Raw genomic sequence first — 25,401 nt, 5'->3', positions numbered from 1 at the left:
AAAAGAAGCCTGTGCGCTGAGCCCGAACCGACGCTCCCTGCCCGACGTTGGCATCTCCCCCCAGAGATGCGCCCGACACCAGCTCTTGGGTGAACCTATGGCGCTTTCACACAAGATGTTGTGGTCGTAAGTGAGGGCCAACGTTACCCCCCACCTGCTTCGATGTAAAGTGCTTTCGTCAGTGCGCGCGCCATGGAACCGTGGTCGCCGTGGCGAGTCGAAACTGCGCCGATAGACCTGCAAAAAAGGAGCTTGCATGTTCACCCGACTCGTCCGCCGACTGGCCTCGCTGGGCCTTGTCGCCATGGCCGCCGTGCCGCTTGCCAGCCATGCCGGCTTGCCTACCGCCGTCGATGGCCAGCCGCTGCCTTCACTGGCGCCGATGCTGGAGAAGGTGACCCCGGCGGTGGTGAACATCTCCACCAAGACGCGCGTGCAGGTGCGCGATCCGTTCTTCGACGACCCGGTGTTCCGCCAGATCTTCGGGCTGTCGGGCTCGCCGCGCGAGCGCGTGGAGCAGAGCCTGGGTTCGGGCGTGATCGTGGATGCGGCCAAGGGCTACATCCTCACCAACAACCATGTGGTGGGTGGCGCCGACGACATCACGGTGACCCTGCAGGATGGGCGTGACTTCAAGGGCAAGCTGGTGGGCACCGACCCGGATACCGACGTGGCGGTGGTGCAGATCACCGCGACCGGGCTGCAGGCCTTGCCGATGGCCGACTCGTCCAAGCTGCGCGTGGGCGACTTCGTGGTGGCGGTGGGCGACCCGTTCGGCCTGGGCCAGACGGTGACGTCGGGCATCGTGTCGGCGCTGGGTCGTAATGGCCTCGGCGGCACCGGCTTCCAGAACTTCATCCAGACCGATGCCTCGATCAACCCGGGCAACTCCGGCGGCGCGCTGGTGAACCTGCGCGGCGAGCTGGTGGGCATCAACACCATGATCTTCTCGCCCTCGGGCGGCAACGTGGGCATCGGCTTTGCCATTCCCACCAACCTCAGCGGCGAGGTGATGCAGCAGCTGATCGCCAACGGCAAGGTCAACCGCGGCAACCTTGGCATCGACACCCAGGACATTACCCCACGTATCGCCAAGGCGCTCAACCTCAAGGACAACAACGGCGCGGTGGTTACCCGCGTGAGCACGGGCTCGGCAGCCGAGGGCGCCGATATCCAGGTGGGCGACGTCATCACCGCCATCGACGGCAAGCCGCTGCGCAACGCGCAGGAGCTGCGCAATGCCGAAGGCCTGCTGCCGCTGGGCAGCACGGTGAAGCTGAGCGTGCTGCGCAACGGCAGCACGCGCGACGTCACCGCCAGGCTTGTGCCAGAGAAGCTGGCCACGATCGACGGCGCCAAGCTCGATGCGCGACTGGCCGGCGTCACCTTCAGCGAACTCTCACAGAACCTGCGTGGCCAGGGCATCGGCGGCGTGGGCGTGAGTGCGGTGCGCCCGGGCAGTCGCGCGGCACAGGCCGGCCTGCAGACCAGCGACATCGTGATCGGCGTGGGCAACCTGCGCGTGCCCGACCTGCGCACGCTGCAGCGCCTGGCCGGCGTCAATCCGCGCCAGCTGGTGCTGGTGGTCTCCAACGACGACGGCGTGCGCTACGTCGAGATCCGCTGAGTGCCTTTGCACGCCGTTCCGGCCGCGGCTGGAACGGCGTGCAGGTCATCACCTGTTCGTCGCATGGTGGCTGCGACCGTATAGGTCGGGGTGAGACCGGTAACCACTGATGAACAGTGGCGCCACGCCGTGCGCGGCATCGCGTTTTTCTCGATGCAAACACATGAAAGCGCTTGATGTTTGCGCTTGTGCTGGATGAAATACCCGGGTTCCACCTTTCTTGCACGCGCGCCCGGTTAAGGCGGCTCGCGAACACCATCATCATCATCCGGGGTTCCTCACCGCCATGTCCCTTCGTATTTCCCGCCTGCTATTCGTTGCGCTGCTCACGGCATGCGCGGCCTCCGGTGCCCTCGCCGCCACGGGCAAGACCACCAAGAAGGCGCCTGCCAAGCCGGCCGCCTCGACGCTTCCCGCCCTGGTGTGGCGTGGCGACTACGCCACCGCCCGCGCCGTGGTGGACGACGTGGCCAAGGCCTACGAAAAGAGCGGCAAGGGCCGCATCGACGTGCAGCCGTTCAACACCGCCTCGGGCCTCGACGCGGTCGAGCACGGCCTGGCCGACCTGGCCGGCAGCGCCCGCGGCAGCGCCGGCGGCAACGAGAGCGACCTGGTGTTCACGCCGGTGGCGTTCGACGCGCTGGTGATGATCACCCACCCGTCGAACAACGTGCCCAACCTCACGGTGAAGCAGCTGCACGACATCTACTTCGGCAAGATCACCAACTGGAAGGACGTGGGCGGCAAGGACGCGCCGATCGACCTGTACGCGGTGGCCAGCCCCGGTGACGGCGTGGAATACAGCCTGCGTCGCCTGGTGTTCGGCCGCGGCAACCAGCCGGTGGCGGCACCGCGCCTGTACGTGAACACGACCAAGCTGGAAGAGGCCGTGACGCTCGATCCGAACGCACTGGGCGTGACCACCCTGTCGGGCGTGGCCAGCAACAGCAAGGTGCGCATGATCAACATCGATAACGTGCACCCGAGCCTGGCCACCATCAGCGACGGCAGCTACCTGCTGTACACCCCGCTGTACCTGGTGACCAACAGCAACAGCCCGAAGGCTGCGCAGATCCAGGCTTTCATGGAATTCCTGCACACCGACGAAGTGAAGGCGCTGGCCCGTTCGCACCAGCTGGTGCCGTACAGCGATGCTCCGCAGCTGGCCGAGAACGACAAGGCCCGCCGCCAGAAGCTGCTGGCCGAGAACAACATCCCGATGCCGGACGAGCCGGCCCAGGCTCCGGCGCCGACGCCGGTGGCCGCCCCGGCCGCTGCCGTGGCCTCCGCGGCGCCGGCTGACGGCGCTGCCGCCAAGAGCGCCGACCTGCCCGACACGAAGGCCTCCGCCAGCACCAGCGCGCAGACCAGCGCCGGCCAGACCCACACCGTGGTGAAGGGCGACACGCTGTCGACCATCGCGCAGAAGTACTCGGTGACCGTGGCCCAGCTCAAGAGCTGGAACCACCTCACCAGCGACACCCTGAAGCTGGACCAGGTGCTGCAGGTCAGCGGCAACTGAGGATGGATCGCGGTGTGCGCATACGCGCCCTGACACTGGATCTGGACGACACCCTGTGGCCGGTGCTGCCGGCCCTGGAACGCGCAGACCGCGACCTCGATGCCTACCTGAAGGCGTACTACCCTGACGTGGCGCGCGCATGGCCCATCCCGGCCATGCGCGCACTGCGTGCCGAGGTCGCTGCCGAGCGCACCGACCTCGCCCACGATTTCACCACCCAGCGCTACATCACCATGCAGCGCGCGTTTGCCACCTGCGGCATCGACGAGGCGCCGCTGGAAACGCTGTGGGAAATCTATTTCTCGGCGCGCAACAGCGTCGACCTCTACCCCGACAGCCTGCCTGCGCTGCAACGCCTGGCCGAACGCTGGCCGGTGGTCAGCCTCACCAACGGCAACGCCGACCTCGAACGCATCGGCATCCGCGCGCTTTTCGCGCATCACGTCTGCGCCCGCGATACCGGCGTGGCCAAGCCCGACCCGCGCATCTTCACCGCCGCCGCCGAGCGGCTGGGCCTGCAGCCGGGCGAGATCCTGCACGTGGGCGACGACCCGGAACTGGATGTCGTAGGTGCCCGCGACGCGGGACTGCGCACGGCGTGGATCAATCGCGCCGGACATCCCTGGCCCGGCGCGCTGGGTACGGCGCCAGACCTTGATCTGCGTGACATGAGCGCGCTGGCGGATTGGCTGGAAGCGCGCGGCTGAGGCTGTGCCGAAGCCCGGCTTGCACCGGGATGACGGCATCTGCGAAACGGCAAGGCCAGCTTGGCCCCTCACCCCAACCCTCTCCCCGGAGGGGAGAGGGAGCAGAAGCACGCACGTTGCGCGTACCCACGCCCTCGCCCCTCGCCGCAAAAGCGCGCATCATTGGCGGAATCCCCGTCGTATCGCGGCCTGCGCACGCGCCGCGCAAAGGAAATCCATGTCTGTCCTGATCGAACGCAAGTCCGGCGACCGCAGCGTCGCCATCGAGACCACCGACGCCGCCCATTTCGCCGCCACCAAGCGCCGCCTCACGGCTGCGCAGCGCCAGTGGCTGGCCGCCTTCGGCTTCGAGGCCGCCCCGGGCACCTTCGCCCTGCTTCCCGACGAAGCCGGCAAGCTGGCGCGCGTGCTGGTGGGCGTGGATGCCTCCGACACGCTGGGCGCGCTCGGTGCGCTGCCGCGCGTGCTGCCCGAGGCGACCTATCACCTCGCCAGCGAGGGCGTGCTGAAGGACACCGTGCAGGCAGCGCTGGGCTGGGCGCTCGGCGCCTACGAGTTCACCCGCTATCGCAAGGCGCGTCGCGCGCCGGCGAAGCTGGCCATCCCAGCGGCCGACATCGCCGTGCTCGAACCGCTGGTGGAAGCCACCACCCTGGTGCGCGACCTGGTCAACACGCCTACCGAGGACATGGGCCCCAAGCAGCTGGCCGAGGCGGTCAAGCAGCTGGGCAAGACGCACAAGGCCAAGGTGCGCGAATGGGTCGGCGATGAACTGCTGGAAGCGAACTTCCCCACCATCCACAGCGTCGGCCGCGGCAGCCATCGCTCGCCGCGCCTGGTCGAGCTGACCTGGGGCAAGGCCAGCGATCCCAAGCTTGCCCTGGTCGGCAAGGGCGTGTGCTTCGACACCGGCGGCCTGGATCTCAAGCCTGCCGACGGCATGCGCTGGATGAAGAAGGACATGGGCGGCGCCGCGCACGCCATCGCCTTGGCCGGCCTTATCATGCAGGCCAAGCTGCCGGTGCGACTGCAGCTGCTGATTCCCGCGGTGGAAAACGCCGTCTCGGGCGAGTCGATGCGTCCGGGTGAGGTCATCACCACCCGCGCCGGCATCACGGTGGAGGTGGACAACACCGACGCCGAAGGCCGCCTGGTGCTGTGCGACGCGCTGACCTACGCCAGCGAGCAGAAGCCCGAACTGATCATCGACTTCGCCACGCTGACCGGTGCCGCGCGCATCGCGCTGGGCCCGGACCTGCCGGCACTGTTCGCCAACCGCGACGATGTCGCCGACAAGGTGCTGGCCGCCGGCCGTACCGTGAGCGATCCGCTGTGGCGCCTGCCGCTGTGGCGCCCGTACCGCAAGATGCTCGAGTCGTACCTGGCCGACATGGCCAATTCCGGCACCTCGCGCCACGCCGGTGCGATCACCGCCGCGCTGTACCTGGAGCGCTTCGTGCCGGAAGACACGCCGTGGCTGCACCTGGACACCTATGCCTGGAACGACGCCGACCGCCCGGGCCGTCCGCGCGGCGGCGAAGCGCTGGGCCTGCGCGCGTTCTTCGCGTTCCTGCAGAAGCGCTACGCGCGCTGAGCCATTCCCTCTCCCTCCGGGAGAGGGAGAGGGTTCGGGTCTTGCGTGGCCCGTCATGAGGCAAGGCCAGTCGCGCACAGGTTGCGCTCCTACAGGTGGGGAGCGGCCCCGACGGGCGTGCTACGCCTGCGCCGTCGGTGTTCCCTTCCCGCGCAACCGCCGCGCCAGCGCGCGCAAGCCGCGCACGATCTTCGGCACCAGCCATAGCAGGAACAGCACGAAGATCCCCAGCAGCACCAGGAACACCGCCGGGTGGGCCCACATCAGGTACATGCCGCCCAGCCACGAGATGTCTTCGCCCGCGCTCGCGCCCCAGTTGCTGAAGGGCTCGGGTGAGGTGTTGATCAGGGCACGTCCGCCGGTCTTGGCCAGATGCGTGCCCGAAGCCAGCGTGCCACCCAGCAGCGCCGCCGCGAATTGCGTGCCGGCGCCGGCATCGCGGAACACGCCCCAGGCGAGCAACGCGCCTGCAGGCACGCGCACGAAGGTGTGGATGGCATCCCACACGCTGTCGAAGGCGGGCACCTTGTCGGCCACGAATTCGCCTAGCGCCAGCAGGCCGGCGATCACCAGCACCCAGGTGTCGGTGAGCACGTGCAGGCCTTCGGGCAGGGGCACCACGCCAAGGCGCCCCAGCAGGCCCGCGATGAACACGGTGGCGTAAAGGCGAAAGCCGCTGGCCCAGGACAAGCCGCCAGCCAGCGCGATGTTTTGCAGCGTGTCCATGAGCACTCCCCAAGGCATGAGGCGAGTCGGCCGTCCAAAGCATGCGCGCAGCGGCGGCACTCGAACAAGGCATTGCCCTGCCCGACCATGACTTTCGGCGATGCCGCGCGCCCGCAGGGGCTGTCATCCTCAGGGTTTGACCAGAACAGGGACCCGCCCATGACCACCCCGCGCCTGCGCCTGCTCACCTTGGCCCTGTGCGTCGCGCTCGGCAGCGTGGCCCACGCCGACGAGGCCAAGCCCGCCAGCCAGCCGCCGCTTACCGAGCAGACCCAGCGTTCGGGCGGCACCCTGCCGGCCGAGCAGGCACGCCTGCACTTCGAGCACGCCGAACTGCATTTCAGCATGGACCCGGCGCAGCAGACGCTGGACGCCATGGCACGGCTCACCTTCAGCGCGCGCGAGGCCACCGGCGTGCTGCTGCTGGACCTGGACCACAACCTCGCCATCAGCAAGCTGGCGGTGGACGGCAAGACGCTGGATGCCTCGCAGTGGAGCAACCCGGATGGACGTCTGCGCATCCAGCTGCCCAAGCCGCTGGCCAAGGGCGGCAAGGCAACGGTGGAGATCCACTACGGCGGCAAGCCGCATGTGGCGAAGAAGGCACCGTGGGACGGTGGTTTCGTGTGGGCCAAGACCGACGATGGCCAGCCGTGGATTGCCACCGCGGTGGAAGGCGAAGGCTGCGACCTGTTCTGGCCGTGCATCGACCATCCGCAGGGCAAGCCGGACCTGGTGGACACCTACATCACGGTGCCCAAGTCGCTGGCCGCACCCGGCAACGGCGTGCTGGTGGACATCAAGGACGAGGGCAACACCCATACCTACCACTGGCGCGCCAAGCATCCCACCACCTACGCCATTTCGATCAACATCGGTCCGTTCGAGGTGATCAAGGGCGATTACCACAGCCGCTACGGCAACACGATCCCGATGCAGATGTGGTACCTGCGCGGCCACGAGGCGCAGGCCAAGCAGCTGTTCGGCGAATTCCCGCGCATGCTCGATTTCTTCGAGCAGGAAATCGGCCCCTACCCGTTCGGCGACGAGAAGATGGGCGTGGTGGAAACGCCCCACCTGGGCATGGAGCACCAGACCATCAACGCCTACGGCAACGGCTACCCGCGCAGCGAGTACGGCTTCGACTGGCTGCTGCAGCACGAGTTCTCCCACGAGTGGTTCGGCAACCAGGTGACCAATGCCGACTGGGACGACATGTGGATCCATGAGGGCTTCGGCACCTACATGCAGCCGCTGTACGGCCAGTACCTGTATGGCGACATGCCGTACTTCTCGATGCTGCAGAACGAGCGCTCGATGGTGAAGAACGCCTATCCCATCGTGGCCGGGCGCAGCCAGTACGAAGAGGAGGTGTACGACGCCCAGCACGGCCCGGGCAACGACATCTACTACAAGGGCTCGCTGATGCTGCACACGCTGCGCCAGCTGATCGGCGACCAGGCGTTCTTCGAAAGCACGCGCCGCCTCGTGTACGGCCGCCCCGATCCCAAGCCGGGCAACTTCACGCCGCACTACGCCACCACGCACGACTTCATCGACATCGTGAACCAGGTGACCGGCCGCAACCTCAACTGGTTCTTCGACGTCTACCTGTACGAGTCCGCGCTGCCGGCCCTGGAGACGCGCCAGGACGGCAACACGCTGCACGTGCAGTGGCGCGTGCCGCACGACAAGCCGTTCCCGCTGCCGGTGGACGTGCAGGTGGGCGACAAGGTGATCACCCTGCCCATGACCAACGGCGAAGGCAGCGTGGAGGCCCCGGCCGGCACGCTGGTCATCCTCGACCCCCGCAGCAAGCTGCTGCGCGACCTCCCGCATTTCGCCGAATACCAGCAGTGGAAGAAGGAACAGGCCGAGAAGAAGGCCAAGGCCGCGAAGTAAGCCTCATACGGCCGGGCGCGGTGGTTTGCGCATCCGGCCCCAGCCTTCTGTAGGAGCGCACCCTGTGCGCGAACACCGGGCGGGGCGATGACCCCGGGGGGACGGTCTCGCACAGGGTGCGCTCCTACCGGGGATACAGGCATAAAAAAAGGCGGCACGATGTGCCGCCTTTTTTCTTGTGCAGGCCGAAGCCTCAGTGCGCGGCCGGCGCCTGCTGGGGCTTCTCCGCGGCAGCAGCCGCGGTGGTCACGGTGGAGTAGCGGCCGCCGTAGGGCAGCACTTCCGCCGCCAGCTTGGCGTCGCCCTTGATCAGGCCCACGGCGTCGAACAGGATGTGCGCGGTCTCGTCGAGCTGCGGGTCGGCGGCCTTCTTGGCGTCCTTCTCCTGCTTCAGCTCGGTGTTGAGGCTGCGCTCGTTGGCGTTGAGGCCGTCATCCAGCGCGGCTTCGTCATCGCCGCCCACGTCGCCGTCGATGGCCTTGTGGCGCGCACGGAAGTCGGCCTGGATGGCGTCCTGTTCCTTGCGCTCGGCCTGGCGCTGGGCGAGGTTGAGCGAGATGGTGGTCTTGTCGCGCATCTTCTTGTACTGCGCCAGCTCGTCGAGCATCAGCTTCCACGCCGGCGAGGTCGCCACGCGGGTGTCGTGCTTGGACTGCAGCTGGCCCAGGTAGGCCTTCAGGTCGGCGACCGGCTTGTAGTCGGCCGGCTGGATCTGCGTCCACGGCAGCGCGTTGTCGTAGGTCGACTCGCCGAAATCCTTCTCGTCGCCGTTCTTCGGGAACTGGATGTCAGGCGTCACGCCCTTGAGCTGGGTGGAGCCGCCGTTGATGCGGAAGAATTCCTGGATGGTCATCTTCAGCTCGCCGTACTGCGGCTTCTCGCTGGTGCTGCGGGTGAAGCGGTCCAGGTCGACCAGGTTCTGTACGGTGCCCTTGCCGAAGGTCGGCTGGCCGATGATCAGGCCACGGCCGTAATCCTGGATGGCCGCCGCGAAGATCTCGGAGGCCGAGGCCGAACCACGGTTGACCAGCACCGCCATCGGGCCGCTCCAGGACATGCCCGGATCGTCGTCGCCCTGCACCTGCACTTCGCCGCGCGCATCGCGCACCTGCACCACCGGGCCCTGGTCGATGAACAGACCGGTGAGCTCGTTGGCTTCGGCCAGCGAACCGCCGCCGTTGTTGCGCAGGTCCATCACCACGCCTTCCACGCCCTCGGCCTTCAGCTCGCCGAGCAGCTTGGCCACGTCGCGGGTGGCGCTCTTGAAGTCCTTGTCGCCTTCGCGGCGCGCACCGAAGTCGGAGTAGAAGCTGGGCAGGTCGATCACGCCGATCTTGCGGGTGACGCCGGCGTCCTTGATCTCGATGACCTTCTTCTTGGCCGCCTGCTCCTCGATGCTCACCTTCTGGCGCACCAGGGTGACCACTTCGTGCTTGCCGTCCACGCCGGCATCGGCCGGGAGGATCTCCAGGCGCACCGTCGTGTCCTTCTTGCCACGGATGTGCTTGACCACGTCATCCAGGCGCCAGCCGATCACGTCGACCATCGGGCCGTTGGTGCCCTCGCCGATCGCCACGATGCGGTCGCCCACGTGCACCTTGCCGGACTTGGCCGCCGGGCCGGCCGGCACGATCTCGCGGATCTGGGTGTATTCGTCACGCGCCTGCAGCACTGCGCCGATGCCTTCCAGCGACAGCTTCATGGAGATGTCGAAGTTCTCCGCCGCGCGGGGACCGAGGTAGTCGGTGTGCGGGTCGGTGGATTCGGCATAGGCGTTCATGAAGGACTGGAACGCGTCCTCGCCGTCGAGCTGCTTCACGCGGTCGATGTAGCCGGCGTAGCGCTTGTCCAGCGTCTTGCGGATCTCGTCATCGGCCTTGCCGGCGAGCTTGAGGCGCAGCCAGTCGTTCATGGTGCGCTCGCGCCACAGCGTGTCGAGCTCGGTCTGGTCCTTCGGCCATGCCGCATTCTTGCGGTCGTAGTTGTAGTTCTCGTTGGCCGAGAAATCGAAGCCCTTGGCGAGCAGGCCGCGCGCATAGGTCATGCGCTCGATGGCACGCTGCACGTAGAAGTTGAACATCGAGAACGGACCGGACAGGTCCTGGTTCCAGATGGCGTCGTCGAACTGCGTCTTCAGCGGCTCGAACTTGGCCAGGTCAGCCTGGGTGAAGAACACCTTCTCGCCGTCGAGGCTGTCGAGGTAGGCCTTGTAGATCTTCTGCGACATCGCATCGTCGAGCGGCTGCGCGTCGTAGTGGAAGCGGGTCAGGAAGCGCGCGGACAGCTGCGCCGCCTGCGCCTGCGTGACGGTGGGTTTCAGCGGCAGGGTGGAGAATTTGCGCGGCGCGTTGTCGTCCGTGAGGTCCGCGGCGGACTGCGCGTGGACACCGACTCCGGTGACGGCAAGGGCAAGCAGCAGGGCTAGCGAAGGGCGCAGTTTCATAGATTCTCTGTGAGCTCTCAGGCGTGCTCGGTAACACCCGCGGCATGTGCCTGCAGGTCGGCGTGGTAGGACGAACGCACCAGCGGACCGGAAGCGACGTGATGGAAACCCATCGCCTCGCCCGCTTCGCGCAGCGTCTCGAATTCTTCCGGGGTCCAGTAACGGATCACCGGGTGGTGATGCGGCGTGGGCTGCAGGTACTGGCCGATGGTGATCATTTCCACGTCATGCGCGCGCAGGTCGCGCATGGTTTCCAGCACCTGCTCCATGGTCTCGCCCAGGCCCAGCATGATGCCGGACTTGGTCGGAACGTCCGGATGCTGCGCCTTGAAGCGCTTGAGCAGGTCCAGCGACCACTGGTAATCGGCGCCCGGACGCACTTCGCGATACAGGTGCGGCACGGTTTCCAGGTTGTGGTTGAACACGTCCGGCGGGAAGTCCTTGAGCACTTCCAGCGCGCGCTCCATGCGACCCTTGCCGCGGAAGTCCGGCGTGAGGATCTCGATCTTGATGTTCGGGCTGGCGTGGCGCACCGCGCGGATGCACGAGGCGAAATGCTCGGCGCCGCCGTCGCGCAGGTCGTCGCGGTCGACCGAGGTGATCACCACGTACTTCAGGCGCATGTCGTGGATGGTCTCGGCCAGGCGTGCCGGTTCCAGCGGATCGGGCGCGGCCGGTCGGCCGTGGGCCACGTCGCAGAACGAGCAGCGACGCGTGCACACCTCGCCGAGGATCATGAAGGTGGCGGTGCCCTTGCTGAAGCACTCGTGGATGTTCGGGCAGGAGGCTTCCTCGCACACCGTCACCAGCGAGTTCTCGCGCAGGCGCGACTTCAGCTGCTGCACGGCGTTGCCCTGCGGCAGTCGCACGCGGATCCAGCTCGGCTTGCGCAGCGTCGGCACGCTGGTGTCGAAGCCGGCGCGGTTCATGCCAACCTTGTCGTTGCCCAGCTGCTTTTCGGGAGCGCCGGCGACGACACTGATCGGGATGACCTTGGAGGTAGACATTTCGCTCATGTAGGCAGACTCAGACCGCTACGCGAGCGGGTAGTTCAGGGAGGATGGGGGCGGCCGCTTCGGCGTCGAACCCGAACTGGCGGCAGAACTCCTCCACCAGGGCGTCCTCGACGTCCGACAGACGCGACGGACCGCCCAAGTCTAGCACTTGCGTGACCGCCAAGCCCTTGTAGCCACAAGGATTGATGCGGTGGTAGGGCTCCAGGTCCATGTCCACGTTGAAGGCCAGGCCGTGGAAACTGCAGCCCCGGCGCACCCGCAGGCCCAGCGCGGCCACCTTGGCGCCAGCTACGTACACGCCCGGAGCGCCGTCCAGGCGGTCGCCGCCGATGTTCCAGTGCGCCAGCGTATCGATGATGGCCTGCTCGATCTTGTGGACCAGCTCGCGCACGCCCACGCCGGCGCGGCGCAGGTCGATCATCGGGTAGCCGACGATCTGGCCCGGGCCGTGATAGGTGACCTGGCCGCCCCGGTCCACGTGGATCACCGGAATATCGCCCGGCGCCAGCACGTGCTCCTCCTTGCCGGCCTGGCCCAGGGTGAACACCGGGTCGTGCTCAAGCAGCCACAGCTCGTCCGGGGTATCGGGGCCACGGTTGTTGGTGAACTGGCTCATCGCCTCCCAGGTCGCCTCGTAGGGCTGGCGACCGAGACGACGGACTTTGAGCGGGAGGGACATGGGGGAAAGCCTGGGGATGGAGCCAAGTATTTGCGGCCGTGAGCCGACCCTTGCAAGGGCCGGAAGTCACCGCCTGGCGGGCGCGGTCGGCCCGCCAGGCCTGGACGTATTACAGGGTGTAGCGGATATCCGGGTCAGCGCGCAGCGCCGAATGGGCCAGGTCGTACTGCTCGCGGGTATCGCAACGGAAGCTCACCGTCACCGAGAGGAAGTTGCCCTCGCGCGAGTGGCGGTGCTTCACCGTCTCATGCAGCACGTGCAGGCCGATGCCCTCAAGGATCTGCGGCACGCGGGTCTTGAGGTCCGCCGTGGCATGGCCCATGGCGGTGATCTCGAACTCACCGGGAAACTGGAAACCCTGGCCTTCCTGCTGGGCCTGGATGGTATCGATATCGCGCATCACGCCACCTCCATCACTTCGCGTCAGGCTTCTTGTCGCTATGGAACCACAGCATGATGCTGTCCCACAGGCGTCCGAAGAAGCCGGCCTGCGGAGCATCTTCCAGGGCCACCAGCGGCACGTTCTGCACCGGCTGGCCGTCCAGCGTGATGCGCAGCGTACCCACCTGCTGGCCCTTGGTGAACGGGGCGATCAGCGTGGCCGGGACGTCCATGGTGGCCTTGAGCTTGTCGTAGTCGCCGCGCTTGACGGTGACCAGCACGTTGTCGGCGACGCCCAGCGACAGCTGGTTGGCCGCGCCCTTCCACAGCTTGGGCGTGGCCAGCGGCTTGCCGCCGTCGTACAGCTTGTGGGTCTCGTAGAAGCGGAAACCGTAGTTCATCAGCGCCAGCGCGGAGTCCGCGCGCGCCTTTTCGTTGGTGGCGCCCATCACGATGGCGATCATGCGCGAGTCACCCTGCTTGGCCGAGGCGGCCAGGCAGTAGCCGGCGGCCGCGGTATGGCCGGTCTTGATGCCGTCCACGGTCGGGTCGCGCCACAGCAGCAGGTTGCGGTTGTGCTGCTTGATGCCGTTCCACTCGAAATCCTTGATCGCCGAGATCGCATAGTCCTCGGGGAAGTCGTGGATCAGCGCGCGCGAGAGGATCGCGATGTCGCGCGCGGTGGTGTAGTGGTTGGCGATCGGGTAGCCGGAGGCGTTCTCGAAGTTCGAGTTGGTCATGCCCAGCTGCTTGGCGTAGGCATTCATCAGGTTGGCGAAGGCGGGCTCGGAACCGGCGGTGTGCTCGGCCAGCGCGATCGCGGCGTCGTTGCCGGACTGGATGATCAGGCCGTACAGCAGGTCCTTCAGCGGCACCTGGCTGTTGAGCTTGAGGAAGCTGGTGGAGCCGTCGGTAGCCGCGCCGCCGCCGCGCCAGGCGTTTTCGCTGATGGTCACCGGGTCGGTCATCTTGACCTTGCCGTTGGCGATCTCGGCCGAGACCACGTAGTCGGTCATGATCTTGGTGATCGAGGCCGGCTCCACGCGTACGTCCGGATCCTTCGAGGCCAGCACCTGGCCGGTCGCGTAATCCATCAGCACCCAGGTCTTGCCGTCCACGTCCGGCGGCGGCGGCACCGGTGCCTCGGGCATCACCGGGCGCGGCACCGGGGCGGGCTTGGGCGGCGTGGGCGGGTTCTGCTGGGCAAAGGCGGTACCGACGACCAGGGCGGCGACGGCGAGCGAAGACAGGGTACGGCGGATCAGCTTCATCGTTCGGTTCTATCCAATGCTGTATGGCGGCGCGTGAGACGCCGCCTGAATTTCAATACGTCAGTCTACCGCGACCTGCGGCCGTGGCAGCCCCATACCCTCGATACGTGAGGTGACATCGTCGGCCTGGTCGACGCTGGCCAGGGGCCCAACGCGCACGCGACGGATGTTGCGACCGTTGATTTGGGCATCCACCACCTGTACTGGCGCAAAATTGGCCGCGCGCAGCTGCTGGGCCACCCGTTCGGCGTTGCTCACGTCGGAGAATGCACCGACCTGCAGGTAGATTCCTGGCCCCGGACTGGCAGGTTTGGGCGGCGGCGGTGGCGGCGGCAGGGTCTGGGCGTTGAGCGGCTGGCTGGGGTCGATCGCGCGCACCTCGACCAGGCCGGTGCCCTTGGGCCACACGCCGATCTTCACGGCGGCGGCGTAGGACAGGTCGATCAGGCGGTTGTCGTGGAAGGGGCCGCGGTCGTTGATGCGGACGATCACGCTCTTGCCATTCTCCAGGTTGGTCACCCGTGCGTAGCTCGGCAGCGGCAGCGTCTTGTGCGCGGCGGTGAACTGGTACATGTCGTAGTCCTCCAGGCTGGAGGTCTTGTACCCGTGGAACTTGTTGCCATAGAACGAGGCGATGCCCCGCTCCACGTAGCCGCCGGGGCTGGACAGCACGTTGTAGGTCTGGCCCAGCACGGTGTACGGCGTCTTGTTGCCGTACAGCGCGCGCGGCTCCAGCTTCGGCACCGGCTCGGGGATCTTGTCGACGACTTCCGGCGGCAGCGGGTCGGGCACGCTGTCGCTGCTGTCGCGATAGCGGCTGCTCTGCGGCCGGCTGGTGTCGTCGTAGATACCACCGCCACTGCTGCCGCTGGACGAGGACGTGCCGCCGCGTGAAGTGGAGCCGCCGTGTGGGCTGGAGGGACGGGGCTTGCTGCCGCTGCAGCCGGCCAGCAGTGCGATAAGCAGGAGCGGCAGCGCACGCTGCCACTTCATTGCATGGCTTCCGTCACACCTGCCCCCTCGGCAATCGCTTGCGCCAGCTGGTGCACCGCCAGCGCGTACAGCGGACTACGGTTGTACGTGGTGATCACGTAGAAATTCTGGAAGGTGGCCCAGTATTCCGTGCCATCGGCCCCCTGCAACGACTGCAGGCTGCTGGGCTGGCCAGGACTGAGCCCCGGCGCCAGCGTATAGCCCCAGGCCTGCAATTGCTCGATCGGCCACTGCGGGCGCGAGTCCTTCACGCTGATCGGCCGTGCCGCGCCATCGGCCTGCGCCGGTACGGCCACCGGGCCACCGGCCTGCCAGCCGTGCTTGGCGAAATAGTTGGCGATGCTGGCGAAGATGTCGGGCAGCGAATTCTTCAGGTCGATGCGGCCATCGCCGTCGGCGTCCACGCCGAAGTCGCGGATGCTGGAGGGCATGAACTGTCCCCAGCCCTGCGCGCCGGCGTAGGAGCCGGTGAGCGTGTTCACCGGGCCGGCGAGATGGTTGTCGGGCAACTCCAGCAGCGTCTTGAGCTGGTCGCGGAAGAACGTGGCGCGCGGCGGGTAGTACAGGCCCAGCGTGACCAGCGCGTCGAGCACCTTGTACTTGCCGGTGTTGCGGCCGTAGTAGGTCTCCACGCCGATGATGGCCACGATGTATTCGGGCGCCACGCCGTACTGCCGGCCGGTGCTCTCCAGCAGTGCGCGATGGGCGCGGTAGAAGGCAATGCCGTCGTTGATGCGCTGGGGCGTGAGGAAGATCGGTCGATAGTCCTTCCACGGCTTGGCCTCGGCGGGACGACTGATCGCATCGAGGATGCTCTGCTGCTTCACCGCGCCGTCGAGCAGGGCGTTGAGCGCCTGCGGGTCCTTGCCGGTGTCGCGCGCCACTTCGCTGACCAGTTGGTCCTGGCCGGGATGGGTTTCTGCAAGGGCTGGCAGGCTTGCCGCGGCGAAGAGCAGGCCCAGCGTGGCGACGAGGCGACGAATGGGGAGCGACGCGGGAATCAAGCGCATGTAGGACTTCGCTGTCGTGAACGGCTTCGGCGCAAAGCCTAGCACGCGGGCGCGGCGAAAACCGGTGTTTTTGCGGGATACCGGGGCACGCGCGCGACGCGCCCCACTCGCTTCAGTCGTGCATCTTGCGGTTGGCGTAGATGGACATCAGCACGCCGAAGCCGGTCAGCAAGGACACCGCCGAGGTGCCGCCGTAGCTGACCAGCGGCATCGGCACACCCACCACCGGCAGCATGCCGGCGACCATGCCGCCGTTGACGAACACGTATACGAAGAAGCTCATGCCGATCGCACCGGCCAGCAGGCGCGAATAGGTGTCGCGCGCCTCCATCGCGATCCACAGGCAGCGGCCGATGATGAAGGCATACAGCAGCATCAGCGCGATCACGCCGACCAGGCCGAATTCCTCGGAGAACACCGCGAAGATGAAGTCGGTGGTGTGCTCGGGCAGGAAATCCAGGCGCGACTGCGTGCCTTGCTGCCAGCCCTTGCCGAACATGCCGCCCGAGCCCACCGCGATCTGCGACTGGATGATGTGCCAGCCGTTGCCCAATGGATCGGACTCGGGGTTGAGCAGGGTGAGCACGCGATTGCGCTGGTAGTCGTGCATGAAGTGCCAGGCCACCGGCACCATCGAGCCCACCACCGCCAGCAGGCTGCCGATCTTCCACCAGGCCATGCCGGACAGGAACAGCGCGAACGCGCCCGCGGCCGAGACCAGCAGCGCGGTGCCCAGGTCGGGCTGCTCGGCAATCAGGCCGGCGGGAATGCCGATCAGGATGCCGACCACGAGGATGTCCTTCCAGCGCGGCGGCAGCTGCCGTGGATGCAGGTACCAGGCCACCATCATCGGCATGGTGAGCTTGAGCAGCTCCGACGGCTGGAACGACAGCACACCCAGGTTCAACCAGCGCTTGGAACCGCTGCGGATCTCACCCAGCCCCGCCACCACCAGCAGCAGGGCCACGCTGCCGGCGTACAGCCAGGGCGTCCAGCTGCGTAGCACCGGCGGCGGGATGCGCGAAATCAGCAGCACCAGGATCGCGCCCATCACGAAGCGGCCGGCCTGGCCGCCGATCATCGACATGTTGCCGCCACTGGCGCTGTACAGCGTCACCAGTCCCGTGGCCGACAGCAGCAACAAACCAAAGGCCAGCGGCAGGTCGATGCGCGGCCGCGTCATCACGCGGCGCAGGAAGCGCCCGAGGCGGGCCTGGAGGGCGTCGATCATGGGGTGCCTCCGTCATCGGGTGCGACGCTGGAATTGTCTGCGGGCATGGCGGACATGTCGGCCGGGATGGCGACCGGAGTGTCCTCAGGCACCTCCGGCACGCTGGACGCGGGACTCGGCCCGCCCTCGGGCGTGTTCTTCGGCGGCACCGGGCCACCGGTGGATGCCAGCCAGGCCTCCATCACCTTGCGCACGATCGGACCGGCGTCCTGCGCACCCCAGGCGCCGGCTTCCAGCATGGCGACCACGGCAATGCGCGGCGACTCGGCCGGCGTATAACCCATGAACCACGCGCGGTGGCGCGCAGCCAGGTACGCGGTGTTCTTGTTGGTGTCGTAGTCGTTGCTGCGGCGGGAGAAACGTTCCGCGGTACCGCTCTTGCCGGCCACCAGGTAAGGGAATCCGGTGAACTGGCCCTTGGCCGTACCGCCCACCTCGTTGACCACCGCCAGCATGCCCTGGTTCACCACGTCCCAGTCATGGGCCTTGTGGATCAGCGTCGGCCCGGTGGGCGGGTTCGGCATGGGAACCGGCCGTTCCTTCACCGCCGAGGTTGCCATCACCAGCCGTGGCGCGTAGGGAGTGCCGCGACCCGCAAACGTGGCGATGGCATGCGCCAGCTGCAGCGCGGTGACGTTCCAGTAACCCTGGCCGATACCCGCGATCACCGTCTCGCCCTGGAACCACGGGTACTTGCTGCGCGTGGCTTTCCACTCGCGCGACGGCAGGATGCCCTCGGCCTCGCCCAGCAGGTCGATACCGGTCTTCTTGCCGAAGCCCAGGCTTCCCATCCACGAGCTGAGGCGGTCGATGCCCATGTCCAGCGCGAGCTTGTAGAAGTAGGTGTTGGTGGAGAGCTGGATGGCTCGCACCATGTTCACCGTACCGTTGCCCCCGCGGACGTCGTCGCGGTAGCAACGCTGCTGCCCCGGAATGCAGAACTCGCCGGTGGACAGCACCGTGTCCTCGGGCCGGCGTATGCCCATCTCCAGGCCACCCAGCGCCAGGAACGGCTTCACCGTCGAGCCCGGCGGATAGGCACTCTTCAGCGCGCGGTTGAGCAGCGGCTTGTCCTCGGCACTCATATAGCCGGTGTAGTCGGCCTTGCTGATGCCGTTGACGAACAGGTTGGGGTCGAAGCTGGGCACGCTGACCATGGCCAGCACCTGGCCGTTGCGCGGATCGATCGCCACCGCCGAGCCCGGGCGCCCCTGGAACGCCTCGGTGGCAGCCTTCTGCACGCGCACATCGATGCTCAGGTACAGGTTCTTGCCCGGCACCGGCGCATGGGTTTCCAGCACGCGCTGCACGCGGCCGTCGGCGTTGACCTCGACCAGCTCGTAGCCGGGCTCGCCGTGCAGCATGTCCTCGTAGGAGCGCTCCAGCCCGCTGCGGCCCACGTGGCTGGTGCCCTTGTAGCGGTCGGCATCGAGACGGGTCAGGTCATCGGCATCGATGCGGCCCACGTAGCCGACCACGTGCGCGAACAGCGGACCATAGGGGTAGCGCCGGGTGAGGTACGGCACCACGTCCACGCCCGGGAAACGCCAGCGGTTGATGGCGAAACGGGCGATCTCATCCTCGGTGAGGTGCAGTTTCAGCGGCACGCTGTCGAAGCGGCGGTTCTGCTTGAGCTGCTTCCTGAAGGCATCCATGTCGTCGTCGCCCAGCGGCACCACTTCGCGCAGCTGGTCGAGCATGGCGGACATGTCCTTCACCTGCTCCGGCACCACTTCGAGACGGAACGCCGGCACGTTGTCGGCCAGCAGCACGCCGTTGCGGTCGTAGATCAGGCCGCGGGCTGGCGCGATCGCGCGCGGCTTCACGCGGTTGTTCTCCGAGCGCAGCGCGAACTCGTCGTGGCGCTGCACCTGCAGGTAGTAGTAGCGCGCCACCAGCACGCCCAGGCCCATCAGGATCAGCGTAAAGCCGACCAGCGCGCGCACGCGGAACAGCGTGCTTTCGCCGCGGGAATCCTTGATCGAGCGTCGCTTCAGGGCCATGGGCGCTACTGCAGCCGCAGGCGCATGCGCAGGTCGTCCATGAGCAGGAACAGGAACGGCCACAACGCGGCGCCAACGAACGGCGAGATCCACCAGCTGGCCGGCGGCAGCGACTCACCGGCGAAGGTGCGCACGATCAGCTGCAGCACGCGGTCGTTGAGCAGCAGGGCCAGCACGGCCAGGGTCTGCTGCCACATCGGGAAGAAGCGCAGGCGCGAGCGGAAGCGCAGCGCGATGAATACCAGCGCGCACAGGCGCATGGCCTGCTCGCCCAGCAGCACGCCGTCGAGCAGGTCGGCACAAAGGCCGATGCAGAACGCCAGGCCCAGGTTCACCCGCTGGTCGCCCGATTCCAGCGCCCAGTAGAGCAGGAACAGCGCCGGCCAATACGGCTTGAACGGCTGCAGCGGCGCCGGCAGCGGCACCAGCATGGACATCAGCGCGAACACCAGCGAACCGATGAACCACAGCAGGCCGATACGTTGCTTGTTCATGGCTGCACTCCCGCGCTGCTGGAAGCCGGCGCCACCGCGGCGGGCGTCAACGCCTTCGGCGCCGTCGCTGCACTGGAGGCCGGCGCAGGGGCCGGCGCCAGGTCAGCCGGGGGACCCGCGGGCGTGGCCGGTTCCGGCGGACCCACCGGCTCGGCAAGGTCGTGCAACACCAGCACGTCGTCGCTGCGGTCCAGGTCGGCGGCCGGGCGTGCACGCCCTTCTAGGAACATGCCCGAGGCAGCCGGTTCCACGCTGCGGATCTCGCCCACCGGGAAGCCTGGCGGGAAGCGCCCGCCCAGGCCCGAGCTGAGCAGCTTGTCGCCCGGATGCACGTCCGACGCCATGGAAATGTTGGGCAGGCTCAACGTGTCGCCTTCGCGGGTGCCGTAGGCCACCGTGCGCAGGCCGGTACGCTCGATCACCACCGGCACGGCATGGTCGGGATCGGTCACCAGCATCACCTGCGAGGTGCGCGGCATCACTTCGACCACCTGGCCCATGATGCCGTGGGCATCGATGACCACCTGGCCGGTCTTCACGCCGTCACGTGCACCGACGTTGATCAGCATGCGATGGCGGGTATTGCCCAGGTCCACGTCGATCACGCGGGCCAGCTGCACGTTGAGGTCCAGGCTGTGCTGGGTATCCAGCAGCTCCTTCAGGCGCTGGTTCTGCTCGGCCACGGCCGCCATGCGGTTGAGCTTGGCGTTGGCCAGCAGCAGGTCTTCGCGCAGGCGCTGGTTCTGCTCGGTGAGCATGTTGCGGTCGGCAAAGGCCACGCTGACCGCGCGCATGCCGTTGGCCGGCATGCTGGCCAGCCGGTAGACCGGCTCGACCAGCACCGAGGTGGTGTAGCGCAGGCGCCAGATCCAGCCGTTGCGATGGTCGAGCACCATCAGCACCATGGCCAGCGCGAGATAAAGGATGAGCCTGAGCGTTCCGGCGGCAGTGCCGGCAAACAGGGGCGAGGATTCCTCGCGCGCAAGCGCCATGGTCTACCCGACCCCTGTCGTATGGATTATTCGGGAGCGAAGAAGTCGCTGCCGTGCTGATCGATCAGCTCCAGCGCCTTGCCGCCGCCACGGGCCACGCAGGTCAGCGGCTCGTCGGCCACCTGCACGTGCAGGCCGGTTTCCTCGGAGATCAGGCGATCGAGGTCGCGCAGCAGGGCGCCGCCGCCGGTGAGCACGATGCCGCGCTCGGCCACGTCGGAGCACAGCTCCGGCGGGGTCTGCTCCAGCGCCGACTTCACCGCGGCCACGATGCCCGACAGCGGCTCGTGCAGCGCTTCCAGCACCTCGTTGGAGTTGATGGTGAACATGCGCGGCACGCCTTCCGCCAGGTTACGGCCGGAGATCTCGATCTCCTTGACGTTGGCCTGCGGGAACGCGCAACCGATTTCCAGCTTGATGCGCTCGGCGGTGGACTCACCGATCAGGGTGCCGTGGTTGCGGCGCACGTAGTTGATGATGGCCTCGTCGAAGCGATCACCGCCCACGCGCACGGACTGCGAGTAGACGATCCCGTTCAGCGAGATCACCGCCACTTCGGAGGTACCGCCGCCGATGTCCAGCACCATGGAGCCGCGCGCCTCGTGCACCGGGATGCCGGCGCCGATCGCAGCGGCCATGGGCTCCTCGATCAGGAACACGTCGCGGGCGCCGGCGCCTTCGGCCGATTCCTTGATGGCGCGGCGTTCCACCTGGGTGGAGCCGCAGGGCACACACACCAGCACGCGCGGGCTGGGGCGCAGCATGCGCGACTTGTGCACCTGCTTGATGAAGTGCTGCAGCATCGCCTCGGTCATGGAGAAGTTGGCGATCACGCCGTCCTTCATCGGACGCACGGTGGCGATGTTGCCCGGGGTACGACCCAGCATCTTCTTGGCGTCGCTGCCCACGGCGGCAACCGCGCGCGGGCCGCCCGGACCACGGTCCTGGCGGATCGCCACCACCGACGGTTCGTTCAGGACGATGCCCTGACCCCGTACGTAAATGAGGGTGTTGGCCGTGCCGAGGTCGATCGAAATGTCGTTGGAGAAAAATCCGCGAAACTTCTTGAACATGGGTCCGCCGCGCGCCGGCTCTGGCTAAAAAGTAAGCGCGCCAGTCTAGTCAGCAAACCCCCGGATCGCAAGGACAATCTCGTTAAGAAAGCCTTTGTCTACGCGATGATATGCGCGTTTTCGGCCCTTGCCCGGGTAGCGCCCGCTCGCAAGAAAGTCGCAGGCCGACGCGGATGCCGGTATGATCTGGAACTTTGAGCCGGGCGGGGACCTGTCGTGCCCGGCCTGTCCGTCCAACTGCCAGGGAAACTCCTCGCACCATGTCTGCCGTCATCTGCGGATCGCTCGCCTACGACACCATCATGGTGTTCCAGGACCAGTTCAAGAACCATATCCTGCCCGACCAGGTGCACATCCTGAACGTGTCGTTCCTGGTGCCACGGATGCGGCGCGAGTTCGGCGGCTGCGCCGGCAACATCGCGTACAACCTGCGCCTGCTGGGCGCCGATCCGCTGCCGGTGGCCACCGTCGGCCAGGACTTCGCACCGTACCGTGCCCACATGCAGAAGTTCGGCATCCGCCTGGACTACGTGCGCGAGTTCGAAGACCAGTTCACCCCGCAGTGCTTCATCACCACTGACCTGGACAACAACCAGATCACCGCCTTCCATCCGGGTGCGATGCTCAGCGCGCATACCAACCACGTGCGCGACATCCCCGAGATCAGCTTCGCCATCGTGGCACCGGACAGCCGTGACGCCATGCTGCAGCACGTGGACGAGTTCGCCGCGCGCGGCGTGCCCTTCATCTTCGATCCGGGCCAGGCCATGCCGCTGTTCGACGGCGCCGAGTTCCGCTCGATGATCGAGAAGGCCACCTACGTCATCGTCAACGACTACGAGTCGCAGCTGCTGCAGCAGCGCACCGGCTGGAGCGCGCAGGAGATCGCCTCGCGCGTGAAGGCCTACATCGTGACCCAGGGTCCGCGTGGCTCGCTGATCTACACCGACGGCATCACCCACGAGATCCCGGCCGCTCGCGAGCGCCAGGTGATCGACCCGACCGGTTGCGGCGACGCTTATCGCGCCGGCCTGATCTTCGGCATCATGGGTGGCAAGGACTGGCCGACCGTCGGCCGCATGGCATCGCTGATGGGCGCGCTCAAGGTCGAGCACCCGGGCACGCAGAACCAGCACTTCGACTACGCGCAGTTCGCCGCGGAGTTCAAGGAACAGTTCGGCTACGCGCTGGGCTGACGGCTTGCCGGCAGGGCGACGGCGCGCAGGCCCCTCAGGCATGCGCGCCCGTCCTTGCTCCAGTCCGCTCCACCATCCCGGCCTCCGCCGGGATGACGCCCTCGAGGGGCCCCGCAATCACGGCACCCTGAAGCCCATCGTGGCATTCACCGCGTCCTGCCAGCCGGCATAGAGCCGGTCTCGCTCCTCGGCCGGCATCTGCGGCACGAAGCGACGATCCACCTGCCACAGGCGGCCGATTTCCTCGCAGTCCTTCCAGAAGCCCACAGCCAGGCCCGCCAGATACGCCGCACCCAGCGCAGTGGTTTCCTGCACGCGCGGGCGCAATACGGGCACGCCCAGCATGTCGCTCTGGAACTGCGCCATGAAGTCATTGGCGATGGCACCGCCATCGGCGCGCAGTTCCTTCAGCGCAATGCCGGCGTCCGCTTCCATCGCCGTAAGCACATCGCGCGACTGGTAGGCCATGGATTCCAGCGCCGCGCGCACGAAGTGTTCCTTGCTTGTTCCGCGGCTCAGGCCGAACACGGCGCCACGTACGTCGCTGCGCCAGTAAGGTGCGCCCAGGCCGACGAACGCCGGCACCACGTACACGCCGTCGCTGGACGCCACGCGTTCGGCATAGGCTTGCGAGTCGCTCGCCCGATCGAGCATGCGCAGGCCGTCGCGCAACCACTGGATGACCGAGCCGGCGACGAAGATGCTGCCCTCCAGCGCGTACTCCACGCGATCGCCCAATTGCCAGGCGATGGTGGTCAACAAGCCATGGCGGGACGGCACGGCCTTGCTGCCGGTATGCATCAGCATGAAGCAGCCGGTGCCGTACGTATTCTTGGCCATGCCGGGCGCAAAGCAGCCCTGTCCGAACAGCGCCGCCTGCTGGTCACCGGCCACACCGGCGATCGGCACGCGTGCACCGAAGAACTGGGCCGGCGCCGTATGCGCGTACACCTCGCTGCTTGAACGCACCTCCGGCAGCATCGCGCGTGGAATGCGCAGCATGTGCAGCAGGTCGTCGTCCCACCGCCGACGATGGATGTCGTAGAGCAAGGTGCGCGCCGCGTTGCTGACGTCGGTGACGTGTGCGGTGCCGCCGCTGAGATTCCAGATCAGCCAGCTGTCGATGGTGCCGAACAGCAGTTCGCCACGCGCGGCACGCTGCTGTGCGCCGTCGACGTGATCGAGGATCCAGCGCAGCTTGGTGGCGGAGAAATACGCATCGATCAGCAGACCGGTACGTTCGCGTACCAGGGCCTCGTGACCGTCACGCTGCAATTGCTCGCAAATGCCGACGCTCTGCCGCGACTGCCACACGATGGCGTTGTGGATGGGTTGGCCGGTGGCCTTGTCCCATACCACGGTGGTCTCGCGCTGGTTGGTGATGCCGATCGCAGCGATCTCAGCCAGCTCGACCTGGGTATTGGCCAGCAGCTCGGTCACCGTCACCAGTACGCTGGTCAGGATCTCTCGCGGGTTGTGCTCCACCCAGCCCGGCTCGGGAAAGATCTGGGCGAATTCGCGCTGTGCCGTGCCGACCACCGAGCCTGCGTGGTCGAACAGGATCGCGCGGGAACTGGTGGTGCCCTGGTCCAGGGCGAGGATATAGCGCCGCTCCACGCGAGGCTCCGTTCACAGGCTGGCGAGAGCGCCAAGCGTAGCAATAACCCGCCGGGAGGCAACGACGCGCGGCCCGCGTCGTTGCCTTCGCATCAGTGCGGCTGCGCCTTGCCGGCCGGCTGCATGATGCGATCGATGAAGGCCAGGGCCAGCGCCGAAACCACGAAGGCCAGGTGCAACAGCACCTGCCACTTGATGGTTTCCGAATCCAGCGAGGCCGCCTTGATGAAAGTGGCCAGCAGGTGGATCGAGGAGATGCCGATGATCGCCATCGCCAGCTTCACCTTCAGCACCGTGGCATTCACGTGCGACAGCCACTCAGGCTGATCCGGATGGTTCTCCAGCTTCAGGCGCGACACGAAAGTCTCGTAGCCACCGACGATCACCATCACCAGCAGGTTGGAAATCATCACCACGTCGATCAGGCCCAACACCGTGAGCATGATGGTGGTTTCGGCGCTTTCGGTCGCACCTTCGGCCACGTGGCCAAGCAAGGTGGTGTCCACCAGGTGCCAGAGCTCCTTGAGGAACTGCACCACGTAGATGGCCTGGGCAACGATGAGGCCCAGGTACAGCGGCAGCTGCAACCAGCGCGAGGAAAAGATCAGGTAGGGAAGCGGACCGAGGCGGCTCTTGGACGGAGTCGTCATGTACATCACAACAGCAATGGGTGGCCGTTGATCATCGCAAATTATTGCGCCAAACAGCACGACGGGTGCGACGCGTGTTCAGCGGCGGTCATGGCGGGGCGACATCTCTGGCGGGTCGCAGCGGCTTCGGTGGATGCGCATGCAAGTGCACGGAGAGATTCCGGCCAAAAGCGGTCGCACACCGGGAGGGCTGCCACCGTGTGGTTCGCGGTGTAGGAGCGCCGCCGGTGCGCGCCCCGCGGCAGCGACGGGGCCTGGGTGTTTTTGGATCGCG

The 25,401-nt window shown here is 67.0% G+C and carries 21 protein-coding genes; 6 read left to right on the top strand and 15 right to left on the bottom strand.

Annotated features, from left to right (window positions below; all coding sequences use genetic code 11):
- Positions 1-256: 256 nt before the first annotated feature.
- From DVU99_RS12605 to DVU99_RS12590, 4 genes are all read left to right on the top strand, one after another.
- Positions 257-1,627 (top strand): Do family serine endopeptidase, encoded by a 1,371-nt coding sequence (locus tag DVU99_RS12605; RefSeq protein ID WP_114240576.1) that lies wholly within the window; start codon positions 257-259, stop codon positions 1,625-1,627.
- 286 nt (positions 1,628-1,913) lie between these two features.
- Complete coding sequence (locus DVU99_RS12600) at positions 1,914-3,149, top strand: substrate-binding domain-containing protein (protein WP_114240575.1); 1,236 nt, start codon at positions 1,914-1,916, stop codon at positions 3,147-3,149.
- 14 nt (positions 3,150-3,163) lie between these two features.
- Complete coding sequence (locus tag DVU99_RS12595; protein WP_114240672.1) at positions 3,164-3,856, top strand: HAD family hydrolase; 693 nt, start codon at positions 3,164-3,166, stop codon at positions 3,854-3,856.
- Positions 3,857-4,073: 217 nt separating this feature from the next.
- Complete coding sequence (locus DVU99_RS12590; RefSeq protein ID WP_114240574.1) at positions 4,074-5,450, top strand: M17 family metallopeptidase; 1,377 nt, start codon at positions 4,074-4,076, stop codon at positions 5,448-5,450.
- 120 nt (positions 5,451-5,570) lie between these two features.
- On the opposite strand, the gene DVU99_RS12585 is transcribed toward DVU99_RS12590, so the two are convergent.
- Complete coding sequence (locus DVU99_RS12585) at positions 5,571-6,176, bottom strand: DUF4126 domain-containing protein (RefSeq protein WP_114240573.1); 606 nt, start codon at positions 6,174-6,176, stop codon at positions 5,571-5,573.
- A 159-nt stretch (positions 6,177-6,335) separates the two neighbouring features.
- On the opposite strand from DVU99_RS12585, the gene DVU99_RS12580 reads away from it, so the two are divergent.
- Complete coding sequence (locus DVU99_RS12580; protein WP_114240572.1) at positions 6,336-8,078, top strand: M1 family metallopeptidase; 1,743 nt, start codon at positions 6,336-6,338, stop codon at positions 8,076-8,078.
- Positions 8,079-8,271: 193 nt separating this feature from the next.
- On the opposite strand, the gene DVU99_RS12575 is transcribed toward DVU99_RS12580, so the two are convergent.
- From DVU99_RS12575 to DVU99_RS12520, 12 genes are all read right to left on the bottom strand, one after another.
- A complete protein-coding gene (locus DVU99_RS12575) occupies positions 8,272-10,521 on the bottom strand; it encodes a carboxy terminal-processing peptidase (RefSeq protein ID WP_114240571.1) in 2,250 nt (749 codons plus the stop codon).
- 17 nt (positions 10,522-10,538) lie between these two features.
- Entirely contained in the window at positions 10,539-11,537 is a 999-nt protein-coding gene (gene lipA / locus DVU99_RS12570) for a lipoyl synthase (protein ID WP_114240570.1), read from the bottom strand.
- A 10-nt stretch (positions 11,538-11,547) separates the two neighbouring features.
- Positions 11,548-12,216: a lipoyl(octanoyl) transferase LipB gene (gene lipB / locus DVU99_RS12565; protein ID WP_114240569.1), complete on the bottom strand. Its 669-nt coding sequence runs from the start codon at positions 12,214-12,216 to the stop codon at positions 11,548-11,550.
- A 109-nt stretch (positions 12,217-12,325) separates the two neighbouring features.
- A complete protein-coding gene (locus DVU99_RS12560) occupies positions 12,326-12,616 on the bottom strand; it encodes a YbeD family protein (RefSeq protein WP_114240568.1) in 291 nt (96 codons plus the stop codon).
- A gap of 13 nt (positions 12,617-12,629) precedes the next feature.
- The gene (locus DVU99_RS12555; protein ID WP_114240567.1) at positions 12,630-13,868 is read right to left on the bottom strand and encodes a D-alanyl-D-alanine carboxypeptidase family protein; all 1,239 of its coding nucleotides are present in this window, start codon (positions 13,866-13,868) and stop codon (positions 12,630-12,632) included.
- 60 nt (positions 13,869-13,928) lie between these two features.
- Positions 13,929-14,861, bottom strand: coding sequence for a septal ring lytic transglycosylase RlpA family protein (locus DVU99_RS12550; RefSeq protein ID WP_114240566.1), 933 nt, complete (start codon positions 14,859-14,861; stop codon positions 13,929-13,931).
- Positions 14,858-15,871, bottom strand: coding sequence for a lytic murein transglycosylase B (gene mltB, locus DVU99_RS12545; protein WP_114240565.1), 1,014 nt, complete (start codon positions 15,869-15,871; stop codon positions 14,858-14,860). Before mltB ends, DVU99_RS12550 begins: the two co-directional genes overlap by 4 nt.
- 112 nt (positions 15,872-15,983) lie before the next feature.
- A complete protein-coding gene (gene rodA, locus DVU99_RS12540) occupies positions 15,984-17,102 on the bottom strand; it encodes a rod shape-determining protein RodA (RefSeq protein WP_114240564.1) in 1,119 nt (372 codons plus the stop codon).
- Positions 17,099-19,105, bottom strand: a complete 2,007-nt coding sequence (mrdA, locus tag DVU99_RS12535; RefSeq protein WP_114240563.1) for a penicillin-binding protein 2 — start codon at positions 19,103-19,105, stop codon at positions 17,099-17,101. Before mrdA ends, rodA begins: the two co-directional genes overlap by 4 nt.
- A gap of 5 nt (positions 19,106-19,110) precedes the next feature.
- Positions 19,111-19,599: a rod shape-determining protein MreD gene (gene mreD / locus DVU99_RS12530; protein ID WP_114240562.1), complete on the bottom strand. Its 489-nt coding sequence runs from the start codon at positions 19,597-19,599 to the stop codon at positions 19,111-19,113.
- Positions 19,596-20,591, bottom strand: coding sequence for a rod shape-determining protein MreC (mreC, locus tag DVU99_RS12525; protein ID WP_114240561.1), 996 nt, complete (start codon positions 20,589-20,591; stop codon positions 19,596-19,598). Before mreC ends, mreD begins: the two co-directional genes overlap by 4 nt.
- Positions 20,592-20,617: 26 nt before the next feature.
- A complete protein-coding gene (locus DVU99_RS12520; protein WP_111980837.1) occupies positions 20,618-21,664 on the bottom strand; it encodes a rod shape-determining protein in 1,047 nt (348 codons plus the stop codon).
- Between the two features lie 260 nt (positions 21,665-21,924).
- Here DVU99_RS12520 and DVU99_RS12515 point away from each other — a divergent pair, with 260 nt between their 5' ends.
- Positions 21,925-22,860: a carbohydrate kinase family protein gene (locus tag DVU99_RS12515; RefSeq protein ID WP_114240560.1), complete on the top strand. Its 936-nt coding sequence runs from the start codon at positions 21,925-21,927 to the stop codon at positions 22,858-22,860.
- A 117-nt stretch (positions 22,861-22,977) separates the two neighbouring features.
- On the opposite strand, the gene glpK is transcribed toward DVU99_RS12515, so the two are convergent.
- Together glpK and DVU99_RS12505 are read right to left on the bottom strand one after the other, a co-directional pair.
- A complete protein-coding gene (glpK, locus tag DVU99_RS12510; protein ID WP_114240559.1) occupies positions 22,978-24,477 on the bottom strand; it encodes a glycerol kinase GlpK in 1,500 nt (499 codons plus the stop codon).
- 92 nt (positions 24,478-24,569) lie between these two features.
- Positions 24,570-25,127 carry a TIGR00645 family protein gene (locus DVU99_RS12505; protein WP_114240671.1) on the bottom strand — a complete coding sequence of 186 codons (558 nt, stop codon included), beginning with the start codon at positions 25,125-25,127 and terminating at the stop codon, positions 24,570-24,572.
- Positions 25,128-25,401: the final 274 nt, after the last annotated feature.

Origin of the sequence: Dyella sp. C9 (genome assembly GCF_003332825.1) — a bacterium.
GTDB lineage: Bacteria > Pseudomonadota > Gammaproteobacteria > Xanthomonadales > Rhodanobacteraceae > Dyella.
Note: the sequence above shows the minus strand (reverse complement) of the source record. Positions and strands in the feature narration are given on the sequence as shown.